Source organism: Mycobacterium sp. E3247 (assembly GCF_001667785.1).
Lineage (GTDB): Bacteria > Actinomycetota > Actinomycetes > Mycobacteriales > Mycobacteriaceae > Mycobacterium.
In genome coordinates this window covers 38,233-52,580 of sequence record NZ_LZJG01000397.1, presented here as the reverse complement: position 1 = coordinate 52,580, position 14,348 = coordinate 38,233, and the positions used below count along the sequence as shown (strand labels likewise).

Genomic DNA, 14,348 nt, shown 5'->3' with positions numbered 1-14,348 from the left:
CGGCGGGAGATCGCCTTGAGATCGGCGCCGGCGCAGAACGACTTGTCGCCGGCGCCGGTGATCACCACCGCCCGCACCTCGGGGTCGTGCTGCGCCTCGTCGAGCGCGTCGCCGACGCCGATGCTCACGGCGCCGTTGACGGCGTTGCGGGCCTCGGGCCGGTTGATGGTGATCACCATGACGTTGCCGCGGCGTTCGACCAGCACCGCCGGCTGGTCGGCGGGGGCGTCGGTCACAGGAGCTCCACGATGGTGGCGTTGGCCTGGCCGCCGCCCTCGCACATGGTTTGCAGGCCGTAACGAATTCCCTTGTCCCGCATGTGGTAAAGCAGGGTGGTCATCAGCCGCGCGCCCGAGCCGCCAAGCGGGTGACCCAGCGCGATGGCGCCGCCGTTGGGGTTGAGCTTCTTCTCGTCGGCCCCGATGTCCTTCAGCCACGCCAGCGGAACCGGCGCGAACGCCTCGTTCACCTCGTAGGCCCCGATGTCACCGATCGAGAGGCCGGACTTCTTGAGCGCCTTCTGCGTCGCCGGGATGGGCGCCGTCAGCATGATCACCGGGTCGGCGCCGGCCAGTACCGCGGTGTGCACCTTGGCGATCGGCGTGAGGCCCAGTTCCTTGGCCTTCTCGGCCGACATGAACAGCAGGGCGGCCGAACCGTCGGTGATCTGCGAGGAGTTGCCCGCGTGGATCACCCCGTCCTCCTTGAAGGCCGGCTTCAGCGACGCCATCTTCTCCATCGGGGTACCGCGGCGGATGCCCTCGTCCTTGAGAACCACGTTCCCGTCCTGATCCTTGATGCCGACGATCTGGTCGTCGAAAGCACCGGAATCCTGTGCGGCGGCGGCCTTTTCGTGCGATCCCAAGGAGAATTCGTCGAGCGCGAGCCGGTCGAAGCCCCACTGTTCGGCGATCATTTCCGCACCGATGCCCTGGTTCGGCGTCCGGTGGTATCTGTCCTTGAAAGCCTGGGGGTACGGGTTGCCGCCGTTGGCCAGCGACGATCCCATCGGCGTCCGTGACATCGACTCGACACCGCCGGCGACGACGACGTCATAGTGCCCGGCGACCACGCCCGCCGCGGCGAAGTGGATGGACTGCTGGCTCGACCCGCACTGCCGGTCGACGGTCACGCCGGGCACGGTCTCGGGCCAGCCGGCGGCCAGCAGCGCGGTGCGGCCGATGTCGAGGGCCTGCTCGCCCGCCTGCATCACGCAGCCCCAGATGACGTCGTCGACGATTCCCGGGTCGATACCGGCCTTGTCGACCAGCCCATTCAGGACCTGCGCCGACAGGTCGGCCGGGTGCACCCCGGCCAGTCCGCCGTTGCGCTTCCCGAGCGGTGAGCGCACTGCCTCGACGATGACGGCTTCGGCCATGGTTGTGTCTCCTTTGACGCTAGAACCTCAGGTATTGGTGAAAGTGAGCCTTGCGTCGATTGTCAACCAACGCGTTGGGAGGGCGCGTGGCGGGGTGGGTTTGGTTGCGCTCACGGCCGCGCCGAGATCGCCGCGGTGGTCGCGGTCCGACCGCGAAGCGCGACCGTGGCGGCAATCTCGACGAAAGGGTGAAGCCGAAAGGTGCAGCCCTAGCCGGCGGGGTACGCGACCGATTTGATCTCGGTGTACTGGTCGAACCCGGCGACGCCGTTCTGGCGTCCCACACCGCTGTATTTGTAGCCGCCGAAGGGGGTGTCGGCGCCGTACGGCGCGCCGCCGTTGACACCCATGAAGCCGGCCCGGATCCGGCGGGCCACCGCCAGCGAGCGCTCCAGCGAGCCCGACATCACGTTGCCGGCCAACCCGTACTTGCTGTCGTTGGCGATCCGGATCGCGTCCTCCTCGTCGTCGAACGGGATGACGGCCAGCACCGGCCCGAAGATCTCCTCCTGGGCGATGGTCATCGAGTTGTCGACGTCGGTGAAAAGCGTTGGCCGGACAAAGAATCCCTTGTCGAAGCCGGTCGGCGCGTCGGGGCCGCCGACCAGCGCCGTGGCGCCCTCCTCCACGCCCTTGCGGATGTAGCCCATCACGCGGTTGCGCTGCACCTCGGAGATCACCGGGCCGCACAGCGTTCCCGGGTCCTGCGGGTCGCCGCACGTGACGTTCTCGTAGATGCTCTTCAGAATCTCCACGCCCTCGTCGTAGCGCGACCGCGGCAACAGCATCCGGGTGGGGTTCGCACAGCCCTGCCCGGCGTGCATGCACGGCGCGATGCCGATCGCGCAGGCCATCCCGAAATCGGCGTCCTCCAGCACGATGGTGGCCGACTTGCCGCCGAGCTCCAGGAACAGCCGCTTCATGGTCGCGGCGCCCTTCTCCATGATCCGCTGGCCGACCACCGTCGACCCGGTGAACGAGATCAGGTCGACCTTGGGCGACAGCGTGAGCTCTTCACCCACAAAGTGATCCGACGCGGTGACGACGTTGACGACGCCCGCGGGAATGTCGGTCTTCTCGGCGATCAGCCGGCCGAGCCGGGTCGCGTTGAACGGCGTGTTGGGCGCCGGCTTGAGCACCACGGTGTTGCCGGTGCCCAATGCCTGGCCGAGCTTGTTGAGGGTGACCTCGAACGGGAAGTTCCACGGCACGATCGCGCCGACCACACCCACCGGCTCGCGCCAGACCTTGCGGGTGGTCAACGTGCCGGTCAGGCTGACCACCTTGTCGCCCAGGTCGGTTTCCCAGGCGTATTCGTCGATCAGCCTGGCGGGGTAGCGCAGCCCGTCCTCGAGTGGGGCGTCCAGCTGCGGGCCGTACGTGATCGCCCGGGGCGAACCCACCTCCAGGATGAGCTCCTCGCGCAGCTCTTCCTTCTCCGATTCGATCGCCTCGTGCAGTTGCAGCAGGCAGCGCTTGCGCAGTTCGCGGTTGGTCGACCAGTCGGTCTCGTCGAAGGCCCGCCGAGCGGCATCGATCGCCCGGTGCATGTCCTCTTTCGACGCGTCGGCGACCTCGCCGAGCGGCTCCTCGGTGGCCGGGTTGATGTTGGTGAAGGTGCCGGCCTGCCCGTCGACGAGCTTGCCGTCGATCATCATCTTGGGCTCGAAGCGGACCTTTACAGCCTCGGTCATGTTTGTCACTCTCTTCTGAGTCGTTGAGGGGCTACTGAGAGCCTTACCGGAAACTAGCCGATTGGCAAGCGAAAACCCCTACGGGGCCGGTCATTGGGGGTCGAACAGCACCGGCACCGACGTCGGCGACCGGAAAACCTGCCCGCGGATGTGCGGGTCGTCCCCGTCGGGGTCGAGCCGCAGGTTGGGCAGCCGGTCGAGCAAAACGTTGATTGCGGTGCGCATCTCCAGCCGCGCCAGATGCATGCCGAGACAGACGTGCACGCCGTGCCCCCAGCCGAGGTGTGCCCTCGCCTGCCGGAAGATGTCGAACCTGTCCGGATCGGGATACCGGTCCTCCTGCCGGTTGGCGGAGCCCAGCATCGGCATCACCGTCGAGCCCTCCGGTATCGCCACCCCGCCGAGTTCGGTGTCGCGGGTCGCCACCCGGGTGATGGTCAGCAGCGGCGGTTCCCACCGCACACCCTCCTCGATGGCCTGCGGCAGCAGCGACCGGTCCGCGCGGACGGCGGCCAGCTGCGCGGGATCCGACAGCAGCGCCAGCAGCAGGCTGCCCAGCGACCGGTACGTCGTCTCCACCCCGGCGGGTAGCAACAAGCGCAGGAAAGAGTAGATCTCCTCATCCTCGAGCTTTTCGCCGTCGATCTCGGCCTGGGCCAGCGCGCTGATCAGATCGTCCTTGGGTTCGGCGCGGCGGGCCTGCAGGATCGGTGCGAAGTACTCGCACAGCGCCGCCGACGCGGCAAGGCCGCGTTCGGGATTCAGCATCCAGCTCAGCAGCGAGATGGACCACCGCTGGAACTGGGGATAGTCCTCCTCCGGCAGGCCCAGCACGCCCGCGATGATCCGGCTCGGGTAGTCGAAGGTGAACTCCTTGACCAGGTCCGCCCTGCCGTTCGCCGCGAACCGGTCGATCAGGCTGCTGGCCACTCGACCGACCAACTGGTCCTGCCATCGCGCCAAAGCCTTCTGCGAGAACGCCTTTGACACCAGCGACCGCAGCCGCCCGTGCACCGGTTCGTCCATGCCGAGCATCACGCGCTCCCCCAGCACCGGGCCGAACGCCGCGATGACGGCCGCCGACGAGAACGTCTCGTTGTCGCGCAGCATCTGCTGGGCTTCCTCGAACCGGTAGACGATGAAGACCGGTTTGGACTCCTCGTGCGGCATCCCGGAAACATCCAGCCGCTGAACGGGTTCCTCGCGGCGCAACCGCGCCAGTTCGGTGTAGGGGTCGCGCACGTCACCCGAGACCGCGTCGTCGAAGGCGCCGAAGTCCTCCAGGTCGTCGAAAAGCTGTTCCATCAATGCTCCCTCACTTTGCCCTACGGGCCGCCAAGCGCTGCAGGATCGGCCGCGGCACAATCCGCGCGGCGAACACCATCGCCCGCTGTCCTGTCGTCAACGGCCATGCCCCGTCCCGCATGGAACCCTGTTTCGGTATGCCCAGCACGATGCGCGATACGTGGTGCATGCCGGCGGTCGGCAGTATCCTGTTGGCGGCCAGCAACATCGAGGCGTCGGGGCCTACACCGCGGCGGCGGAACGGCGCGTGGTCGTCCAGCGCCTTGAGCAGGCCGTCGGTGAACCGCTCGGGCGGCCGGGCCAATTTCATCGCGGCCCTGCCGCGGCTGTTCATGGTGTGATGCAGCCGCGCGTACGGGCCGCCGAAATCACGATTGTCGGTGGTGCCCGCGTCGGTGATGATCTCCGTGTCGTACATGCCGGCGACCAGAACGGTGACCCCCAGACCGAAGGGCGCGATCTCGCATCCCATCGATTCCCCCCACCGCTCCAGCGCGCCCTTAGCCGCCGAATACGGCGCGGTGGCCGGCTGACCACGCACCCCCGCTGCGCTCGACACCAGGACGATGCGTCCCCGGCCGGCCGCCCGCATCGACGGCAACAGGGCCTGGGTGAGCGCCACCGGGCCCAGAACGCTGGTGGCGAACATGTTCTGCCACAGCGCCATATCGGTCTCCTCGACCATCCCGGCGGCCGAGATACCCGCGTTGTGCACCAGCGCGTAGGGCGCGCCCACGGCTTCCTCGACCGCCTTGGCCGCCGCCGCGATCGACGCGGGATCCACCAGGTCGAGCTGCACGCCGATCAGCCGGTGGTCGTCTGCGACGGTCCCCTTGGAGTCCTGAATGGCCGCCCGGAGCAACGGGATCCCACGATCGGGGGTCCGCATGGCCGCGACCACCCGCCAGCCTTCGCGGTACAGGCGCACGGTCGAGGCAAAACCCAGACCGCGAGACGCACCGGTGATGACAGCGGTGCGCGGCTCAGCCATGCGCGCCCGGCGCGAAAGCAGTGGCGCAGGCGCCCTCGCCCGGTGGCGGCAGGTCGACGTGGGGCCGCCCGTTGGGCTCCCCGCTCGCCCAGGTCGACCAGATGCCGACGGAGTACGGACCTTGGGCACCGGCCTTCTCGTAAAACCCCTGCGGGTCATAGACCTTGGCTTCGGGATAGGGCCAGGGGCAGGCGACGGAGGTCGCCGCATGGCTGGCCTTGATGGCCCAGAACCACGCTCCGTAGGCGAAATAGGACACGTTGATGATCGCGAACATGACCAGGAACGTGCCGAGCACCGGGCGCGTCGGAAAGATCCTGGCTTTGGCGGCCAGCTTCTCGGCCACCGACTTCCCGGTGTCGTCGCGATAGCAGAGGATCGCCGCGGGCACCATCACGAAGGTCACCGAGAACGACTCCCAGATCAACGGGAACTGGAACGTGGTGCCGGTGAACACCGAGCCCCACGGGATCACCTGGGAGTAGATGTACATGCCCATGTGGACCAGCTGGATCTCCAGCCACGCATCGAAGACAAAACCGATGGCGCACGTCAAGAGGCCCAGGCTGACCAGCGGGTGCCGCGACACGAACGCCGTCGGCCCGTACTTGGCCTGCAGCTTGCGCAGTATCCAGATCGCCGGAAAGTAGGGTCCAAAATAGAAAGTGACGTAACCGAATACGACGAACGGATCGACGGTCGGCGACAGCGAGACCAGTGGCCAAGACTCCGGCCAGTGGATGAGATCGGGGTTGTACACCGCGAACGGGGCCCAGTTCATGATCGGGTCCTGCCACACGATCAGCGTGGTGCACAGGAACATCAGCATCACGGGGCTGCCCGGGTTGCGGCGCCAGCCCCTGACGAACACCACGAGCAGGACGAGCAGCATGATCACGGTGGAGATGTGCAGGAAGGTGATGTAGTCCAGGCCGAAGATGAACTTCACCGGACGGGGGCGACCGTGCATGTTCGGGTTGGCGACGCGCGGGTCGAGTGCGACGCGGCAGTTGGCGATGAAGAAGAGCGCGAACGCCACCAGCGCGACGCCGGCGATCCAGCCGCCCCAGCCGCGTTTGTCCGCACGCCCCGCTGGCGCCGACTCTTCCTGTGCAACAAGCGGTGCGGATTGATCGGTGCTCATGTCGTTGCCAGCCTTACTCTCCGAAGCGATCGACCAGGTGCGAGTTGGTGCCGTCGGCGTCCAGAGTGCGGGCCACCAGATAGCCGGCGCCCATCCACGCGCGGCGCGTCCACTTCCCGAAGGAGACGCGCGTGCCGGGGGCGCCCGATGCGGCGGGCATCATCTTCACCCGCTCCAAAGCCTCCTTGACCCCGCGCGGGCTGAGCGGGTGCGAATCGGCGAACGCGCGGACGAGTGTCGCGGCAACGTCATGGTTGACCACCGATACGCAATATTCGGGCCGGCTGCCGTCGTACTTCTGCGCGTACCGGTCCAGGAACTCCTGGCCGAGCCGGTTCTCCTCGTCGTACTGGTCGACCCCGATCCAGCCCATGAACGCGTTCCACATGATCGGGTTCACCCAGGCGTTCTGGAATGCGGTGGTGGTGAATCTCGGCGGATCCCAATCGACGGCCTGCAGCGCGGGGTTGATGAACACGATGCCGAAGCCGAAGCCCAGATGCACGATCGCCTCGGCCTTGGCCTCGTGCAGCGTGCGGACCGCCTCGGTGATGTCCTGCGCGGTCTGGGCGATCGCCGCCTCGGCGACGATGCGGATGCCGTTGCGGCGGCACGCGCTTCGCAGGTTCTTGAGGTAGCTCTCGCCGATCAGGTTCTGTTCGACGAGGACTCCGATCTCGCACAGCCCGCGTTTGGCGACCAGGTCCGCGATGAAGATCGGCTCGTCGGTCATCGACCCCTGCGGGAACGCGAATGTCCACTCGCCCAGCCAGTCGTCGGTGCCGGTGACGCTGATCGCCGGCACCTTGAACCGATCTTCGATCGCCTCGCGGGTCGGCACGCAGTTGTCGGTGATGTGCGGCCCGAACACCACCAGGCAGCCTTCGTCGACGAGCTCGCCGAACGCGTCGATCACGGCCTTGACCGAACCCTTGGGCAAGCCCTCCACCTCGCGGTAGATCATGTGCACCGGGCGATCGATCACGCCCTGGTCATGGGCTTCGTGAAAGATCAGGTCGAAGCACCGGGTGAAACTCGCCATCAGTTCCTCGGGGAAGCCCGGTGGCAGCGTGAAGTCCATCAGGTAGCCGACCTTGATGGGCTCAGCGCTGCTTTCGTAGGACATTCGACCTCCCCGTGAAAAACTCACGCCCGCCGTTCATTTCGCGGCCCCGTCCAGATAGATCTCGATCATCTCGCCCAGGGCCATGCCCACCGCCGCGTCGTCGGTGAGCGGTCCCGCGATCGCGGCGCGCGCCGCCTCGCGCATCGTCAGTCCTTCCGCGACCAGCTTGCCCGCGGCGATCAGCACGCGCGTCGACGCGACCTCCCGCAGCCCACCGGTTTCCAGCCTGCGGATGGCTTGCCCGAAACGCACCAGCTCGGCGGCGATGCCACCACCCACGCGGGCCTCATGTGCGACGATTCCCTCCTCGACATCGGCTGGGGGGAAGTCGAATTCGATGGCGACCATCCGCTGGCGGGTCGAGTCCTTGAGGTCCTTCAGCACGCTCTGATAACCCGGGTTGTAGGACACCACCAGGCCGAATCCCGGTGCCGCGTCCAGCGTGACGCCGAGCCGCTCGATCGGCAGCTGCCGCCGGTGATCCGCGAGCGGGTGCAGCACGACGGTGGTGTCCTGCCGCGCCTCCACCACCTCGTCGAGGTAGCAGATCGCCCCCTCCCGCACCGCCCGCGTCAGCGGGCCGTCCACCCAAACGGTCTCGTCTCCCTGCAGCAGATACCGGCCCACGAGGTCGGCCGTGGTGAGGTCGTCATGGCAGGCGACCGTGATCAATGGCCGGCCGAGATCGTGCGCCATCGCCTCGACGAATCGGGTCTTGCCGCAACCCGTCGGCCCCTTCAGAACGACTGCCAGGCCACGGCGGTGGGCCGCCTTGAAGACGGCCTCCTCGACGCCGATCGCCCGGTAGTAGGGGCGGGCGCCCTCCGCCCCCGGGATCGCGCCGTTCCGGTACGCAAGCCCGGACTCGTTGGCCATAGCTTCCCCTCTGCCCCCACGGTGGAACGGAGCCTATCGCGGAACAGATGTTTGTTTCAAGAGCTCTGACTAGCATGTTCACAACTCGGGACTCAAACCCGCGGCCGCCGCGACACCCCGCGGCGGACCTCGGCCGAGCGCAGCGCGGACCGGAACAGCGGGCCGATCACGGCGGCGAGTTGCTCCGGGCGCGCGACGGTGGCATGCGCGGCGCTACCGAAAACCCGGCGCACCGACGGCGCGTCGATCCCGGCGCCGATGGTCAGGCATACGCAGCCGATGCCGCGCCGGCGGGCCTCGGCCAGGGCGCGGCGCGCGTCGGCGGCGCCGTAGTCCCGCTCGTACCCGTTGTCATAGGCGAGCCCGTCGGAGACCACGACCAGTAGCCGCCGTGTCGTTCCCCCGCGCGCGTCCAGCACCGCCGACCCGTGCCGGATGGCTGCGCCCAGGCGCGAATACGCGCCTGGTTCAAGGCTGTTGAGGCGTCGCATGACTCGGGCGTCGAGGTGGTCGTCGAATCGCTTGACGGGCACCATGTTCACAGCGCTCCTGCCCTGCGAGTAGTAGGCGTAGAGCGCGACCCGGTCGCCCAAGTCGTGCAGCGCGACCGTGAGGTTGGCGACCGCCGTGCGCTGTTGCTCGTGCACCGTGCGCCCGACCGTGCCGGGCTCCGCGGCCGAGCCCGACACATCGAGCAACAGCAGCACCGACAGGTCACGCCTGCGGCGCAGGCTGTCCAGGTACACCGCCTCGCCGGGCACCGAACCGGACAAGGCTTCGACGCGGGCCTCGACCGCCGCGTCGATGTCGATGTCGTCGCCCTGAGACTGCCGGCGGCGCCGGTGCAGACCCACGCCCAGCCGGGACAGCGGTCGGCGCACGCCGACGGTCGCTTCGATCGCATGCCTCGCCGACGCCTCGATCTGCGGCTCGACCTCGCGCACGGTGCACCACGCGGGCCGGTACTTCCCGCGCGCGGCATCCCATTCCGGATACTTCAGGCCTTCCGCGGCCGTCGGGACCCGCTGCTCTTCGCCGTCCTCACCCAGCGTGGCGCCCAGCGATGTCACTGCGTGCACTTCGCGCTTGGCAGGGTCGGTCCGGTGCGTCGGGGTGTCGGCGATGGGTGGTCCGCCGCCGCTGCCTGTCTTGCGCACCGAAGACAGCATCTTCTTCAGCCACTTGCCGATGACGCGGCCCCCACCCACCGGGCTGGTGAACACATCGGGATCGTCGGAGTCGTCGACATCGGCGTCGTCGAGTTCGTCCGGTTTGTCCGCCGGGCCCCGCGGGACGTGCCCGCGCTCGTCACCGCCGGGTCGCTCCGGCGCGCGCGCGGACGCCGCCAGCACCTTTGCCGGGCGGATGGTGCCGGATCTCGTTGCGGGGCAGCCGATCTCCGCGCGCCCCTGGGCGATCCGCAACGAAGCGGCCGGGGAATCGCTGCGGCTCGCGGTGTCCCGGTCCCCCAGGGACGCCAGGACGCCCGGCAGCAAATGGTCATTGGCGACGAGCGCCCGGTGCCCCTCCACCGCCAAATAACGCTTGGCCACCCGGGGGTGGCGCAGCAGGCGGCGGATGACGCCCGGGTCCAGGCTGCCTGCCGCGATCATCGAGGCCTGCACGGCAACGGCTTCGAGCCGGGCGCGGGCACTCGTGGCGGAGTCGACGTGGATGGTCTGGCCATCGGTCCACGGCGGCTCCCCCGGCGGGGCGTCCGCCACCGCCACCGCGTGGCCCGCCAGCGCGGACGCGAGCATGCCGAGCCCCGGCGACCGTTCACCGCAAACGTCGATGGACACGCTTACTCCCGAACCGCCTGGACTCCGTTGACCAAATATCTGTTCCACCGTAGGGTCCGGTGTCACCTCAGTCAATCGAGGCGAGGATGCCGGGCAACGCCGAGGTCGTCTTCCCCGAGCGTTGACCAGATATCTGCTCAACCGTAAAGTCCGGCTTGGCCGCAGTTGCAAGTTCCAAAGACGCAAAAGACAGAGGGACGTGGACTTCTCATACCCGGCGGAAGTGGAAGAGTTCCGCATCGAGCTGCGCGACTGGTTGTCCGCGAACCTGACCGACGAGCTGGTGGCCGCGCGGCGGCCCGCGGGGCGTGACGACGCCGCCATCAAGATGCTGCGCGCGTGGAGCGCGACGATGGCGGACGCGGGCTGGGCCGCGGTCTCCTGGCCGCGCGAGTACGGCGGCCGGGGCGCGACGATCCTCGAGCAGCTGGTCTACACCGAGGAAACCACCCGGGCTCGAGCCCCGATGCCGCTCAACGTCATTGGGCTGAACAACATTGCGCCGGCGATCATGCAATACGGCACCGAAAGCCAGAAACTCACGCTGCTCCCCCGGATGATGCGCGCCGACGACATCTGGTGCCAAGGGATGTCGGAACCCGAAGCGGGTTCGGATCTCGCGGCATTGCGGACCCGCGCGGTGCGCGACGGTGACGACTTCGTGGTGAACGGGCAAAAGATCTGGACTTCGCTCGGTCATCGGGCGGACTGGTGCCAGCTGTATGTGCGCACCGACCCCGACGCGCCGAAGCACAAGGGCATCTCCTGCCTGATCGTCGACATGAGGCTGCCGGGCATCGAAGTCCGTCCGCTGGTGACGCTCAACGGCGACGCCGATTTCGCCGAGGTGTTCTTCCACGACGTGCGGGTCCCGGTGGACGCGTTGCTCGGACCGCTGAATGCGGGCTGGCAGGTCGCCACCACAACGCTCAGCCACGAACGGGCCGGCGCGGCAAGGCTCTACGCAGAAATGCAGGTGCGGCTGGATGACCTGGTGGACGACATCGCCACGCACACCGACGCGCTCGAGGATCCCGTGACGCTGCGGCGGCTCGGTGAAATCGCGCTCCGCATCAAGTATCTCGAAGTCCTGTGCCAACGTTCGATCTCGGCGACACTGCACGGCGGAGACGCGTTCGCCTCTGCCAGCCTCGCCAAGACCGTGTGGGGTGAGATCGGGCAGGATATGGCCGCCCTGGCCTTCGAGGTGCTGGGCACCAGTGGGGCCGGTGCTCCGTGGGCTAACTACCGTCTGACGTCGCGCTCGCTCACCATCGCGGGCGGCACCAGCCAGATCAACAAGAACATCACCGCCCAGCGGGTACTCGGGTTGCCGCGCAAATGAACCTCGAACTCACCGACGAACAGGTGGCGCTGCGCGACACCATCCGCCGCTTCCTGACCGAGAAGGCTCGTATCGCGGATCACGTGCGCCCACTGCTCGACGACGCGACCGGCACCATCGATGCGTTGTGGCGTGGCCTCGCCGCCCTCGGGACGACCGGTCTGTTGGTTCCTGAGGACTGCAACGGCGCCGGCATGACGATGGTCGAGGCCGGCATTGTTGCCGAAGAGTTGGGCGCCGCACTGCATCCGGGGCCGTGGTTGTCGACCGCGGTCGCCGCACCGCGGGCGCTGACCCGGCTCGGCGCCACCGAAGCCGCCGCCGAGCTGCTGGCCGGCATCGCCGACGGCAGCACGGTCGCCACCGTCTGCTTCCCGGACGCCGAGAGCGGTTCGATCGCCGCGAGCGGGCAGGGCGGCGACGCGTCTTTGCGCGGCGAGATGGCGGCGATCCCCGACGCCGCCGCCGCGGACGTCCTCTTGGTGCTCGCCGAGGAGGACGGCCACCTCGAGCTGTTCGCGGTGCCGTCCGGCGCGACCGGTGTTTCGGTCGAACTCGAGCGCGGTATCGACCAGACCCGCAAGCACTTCCACATCACATTGGACGCAGCGCCCGCGCGACGACTCGCCTCGGCGTCCCCGGAAGACCTCGCGGCGGTGATCGATGACACGCTGATCGCGACCGCCGCCGACGCCCTCGGCGCCGCGCGCACGGTGATGGACATGGCCGTCGAATATGCGAAGACCAGAACGCAATTCGGTCAGCCGATCGGCTCCTTCCAGGCCGTCCAGCATCTCTGCGTCGACATGTACGAGACCGTGGAGCTGGCCCGCAGCGGCGTGATCCATGCCCTGTGGGCCGCCGACAACGCCGACCATGACGAGCGGCACGTTGCCGCGCTGCGGGCGAAGGCGTTCGCCGGACGGCTGGCCACCGTCGGCGACACCGCGATCCAGGTGTTCGGCGGGATCGGCTACACCTGGGAACACGACGCGCACCTGTACCTCAAGCGCCTGCTGAGCTGGAGCGCCTTCCGCGGCGGCTCGGACCGGTACCTCGTCGAACTCGGTGCGCGCCTTGCGAACAGGGGCGGACGCTGAATATGCCGGGCACCCGCTCAGCGCCACCCGCCCAGCGCCGACGATGCTCGGCGGAAGCGCAGCCCGCGGCGAGCCCGGCCTGAGGACGTGGCCCGTCACCGCTGTTACGCAGCGGATTCGCCGGCGCCGGTCTGATAGCCTCTAACAAAGATTTGGTTGGCGAGAGGGGCGAATGCGCATGTTTGCCGGTCCGCAGTCGTCCGGGCGTGCACACCGCTGATCATGCCGAAAGCCGAGTCGTTGAAGGCAAGTCTCCCAGCCGAATTCGGTACCCGACGGACCGAGATCCTCACCACGGCGGCCACGTTGATCGCACAGTCGGGATTGCGGACCTCGCTGCAGGAGATCGCCGACGCGGCCGGCATCCTTCCCGGTAGCCTCTATCACCACTTCGAGTCCAAAGAGGCGATCCTCATCGAGTTGATCCGCCGCTATCAGGACGACCTGGAGCGCATCGGGCAAGCCGCGCAAGCGAAGTTGGACAACGCCGATCCCCGCCCGGTTCGCGAGCAGATCGTCGAACTGGGCTCGGCGATTGCGGACTGCGCCGTGCGGCATCGCGCCGCGCTGCAGATGTCGTTCTACGAGGGACCGAGCACGGATCCGGAGTTGATGAAGCTGACTCAGCAGCGGCCCGTGGCGATTCAGGAGGCGATGCTGCAGACGCTGCGCGCGGGGCGGTCGAGCGGATACATCAAACCCGACATCGACCTGCCCACGTTGGCCGACCGCATCTGCCAAACCATGCTGCAGGTCGGTCTCGACGTGATGCGCCACAAGTCGCCCACCGACCAGGTCGCCGCTTTGCTCTGTCGAATCATGTTGGAAGGGTTGGCGACGCGGCCACCCGCCGACTCGGCGCTCGACGGGTCCCCTGCTTTCGCCGCCGCCAGCGCGGTCATCGACACCTGGCCGGACGACAGCGACGCCGACCCCAGCGACAAAGCGGCGCACGTGCGCGCGGTGGCGCGAGCGGAATTCGGCCGTAAGGGCTACGAGGCCACCACCATCAGGGACATCGCGTCGGCGGCCGGCCTCGGCACGGGCACCGTCTATCGGGCGATCGGCTCGAAGGACGAACTCCTCGCCTCGATCATGGAATCGTTCGGCAGGAAGGTGGAGGCGGGTTGGGTCGGCGTGCTGCGCTCGAACGCCACGCCCATCGCGAAACTGGACGCGTTGAGCTGGGTCAACGTCAATGCACTCGATCGGTTTTCGGACGAGTTCCGGATTCAACTCGCCTGGATGCGCCAATCGCCGCCGGACACTCCCAACCCCGGCTGGTTGTACGCCACGCGGCTCCGGCAGATGAAAACGCTTCTTTCCGAAGGCATCCGCTCCGGGGAGATCACCGTCGACGCCCCGTCCACCGCGATGCTGGCCCGATGCGTCATCGGCCTGCAGTGGATACCGGAGAACATCCTGGCCGAGGTCGGCAAACGCGCCGCGCTGGTGCACGTCCGCGACACGGTCTTGCGTGGCGTCGCGGTTCGCGCCAAGTAGGTCGCCAAATAGGTATTGAACCAAAAAACTGTTACCCATACAGTTGGGCGATTAGAACCGCGTTGGCAGTGAGCGAGAAGGGGA

General features: G+C 67.9%; 12 protein-coding genes. 3 read left to right on the top strand and 9 right to left on the bottom strand.

Going from position 1 to position 14,348, the window contains the following annotated elements; all coding sequences use genetic code 11:
- The 9 genes from A9X04_RS21315 to A9X04_RS21275 all read right to left on the bottom strand — a co-directional run.
- The coding region (locus A9X04_RS21315) for an enoyl-CoA hydratase-related protein (RefSeq protein ID WP_231985787.1) at positions 1-236 on the bottom strand (236 nt) is incomplete at its 3' end.
- Positions 233-1,378: a thiolase family protein gene (locus A9X04_RS21310; RefSeq protein ID WP_067924686.1), complete on the bottom strand. Its 1,146-nt coding sequence runs from the start codon at positions 1,376-1,378 to the stop codon at positions 233-235. The genes A9X04_RS21315 and A9X04_RS21310, both read right to left, overlap by 4 nt.
- Positions 1,379-1,587: 209 nt before the next feature.
- Positions 1,588-3,072, bottom strand: coding sequence for an aldehyde dehydrogenase family protein (locus A9X04_RS21305; RefSeq protein ID WP_067924679.1), 1,485 nt, complete (start codon positions 3,070-3,072; stop codon positions 1,588-1,590).
- A gap of 90 nt (positions 3,073-3,162) precedes the next feature.
- Positions 3,163-4,377, bottom strand: a complete 1,215-nt coding sequence (locus A9X04_RS21300) for a cytochrome P450 (protein ID WP_067924674.1) — start codon at positions 4,375-4,377, stop codon at positions 3,163-3,165.
- A gap of 10 nt (positions 4,378-4,387) precedes the next feature.
- Positions 4,388-5,368: an SDR family NAD(P)-dependent oxidoreductase gene (locus tag A9X04_RS21295; protein WP_067924672.1), complete on the bottom strand. Its 981-nt coding sequence runs from the start codon at positions 5,366-5,368 to the stop codon at positions 4,388-4,390.
- Entirely contained in the window at positions 5,361-6,512 is a 1,152-nt protein-coding gene (locus A9X04_RS21290; RefSeq protein ID WP_067924667.1) for a spirocyclase AveC family protein, read from the bottom strand. The genes A9X04_RS21295 and A9X04_RS21290 overlap by 8 nt, the downstream gene beginning before the upstream one ends.
- A 13-nt stretch (positions 6,513-6,525) precedes the next feature.
- A complete protein-coding gene (locus tag A9X04_RS21285; RefSeq protein ID WP_067924663.1) occupies positions 6,526-7,638 on the bottom strand; it encodes an ABC transporter substrate-binding protein in 1,113 nt (370 codons plus the stop codon).
- Positions 7,639-7,671: 33 nt separating this feature from the next.
- Positions 7,672-8,514, bottom strand: a complete 843-nt coding sequence (locus A9X04_RS21280) for a CbbQ/NirQ/NorQ/GpvN family protein (protein ID WP_067924661.1) — start codon at positions 8,512-8,514, stop codon at positions 7,672-7,674.
- A gap of 92 nt (positions 8,515-8,606) precedes the next feature.
- Positions 8,607-10,274: a nitric oxide reductase activation protein NorD gene (locus A9X04_RS21275; protein WP_197509268.1), complete on the bottom strand. Its 1,668-nt coding sequence runs from the start codon at positions 10,272-10,274 to the stop codon at positions 8,607-8,609.
- Between the two features lie 241 nt (positions 10,275-10,515).
- Between A9X04_RS21275 and A9X04_RS21270 the strand changes: the two genes are divergently transcribed.
- The 3 genes from A9X04_RS21270 to A9X04_RS21260 all read left to right on the top strand — a co-directional run bounded on the left by A9X04_RS21270 (position 10,516) and on the right by A9X04_RS21260 (position 14,264).
- On the top strand, positions 10,516-11,661 hold the full coding sequence (locus A9X04_RS21270) for an acyl-CoA dehydrogenase family protein (protein ID WP_067924656.1): 1,146 nt from the start codon (positions 10,516-10,518) through the stop codon (positions 11,659-11,661).
- Positions 11,658-12,761 carry an acyl-CoA dehydrogenase family protein gene (locus A9X04_RS21265; RefSeq protein ID WP_067924653.1) on the top strand — a complete coding sequence of 368 codons (1,104 nt, stop codon included), beginning with the start codon at positions 11,658-11,660 and terminating at the stop codon, positions 12,759-12,761. Before A9X04_RS21270 ends, A9X04_RS21265 begins: the two co-directional genes overlap by 4 nt.
- 222 nt (positions 12,762-12,983) lie before the next feature.
- Complete coding sequence (locus A9X04_RS21260; RefSeq protein WP_067924650.1) at positions 12,984-14,264, top strand: TetR/AcrR family transcriptional regulator; 1,281 nt, start codon at positions 12,984-12,986, stop codon at positions 14,262-14,264.
- The last annotated feature ends 84 nt before the right edge of the window (positions 14,265-14,348 follow it).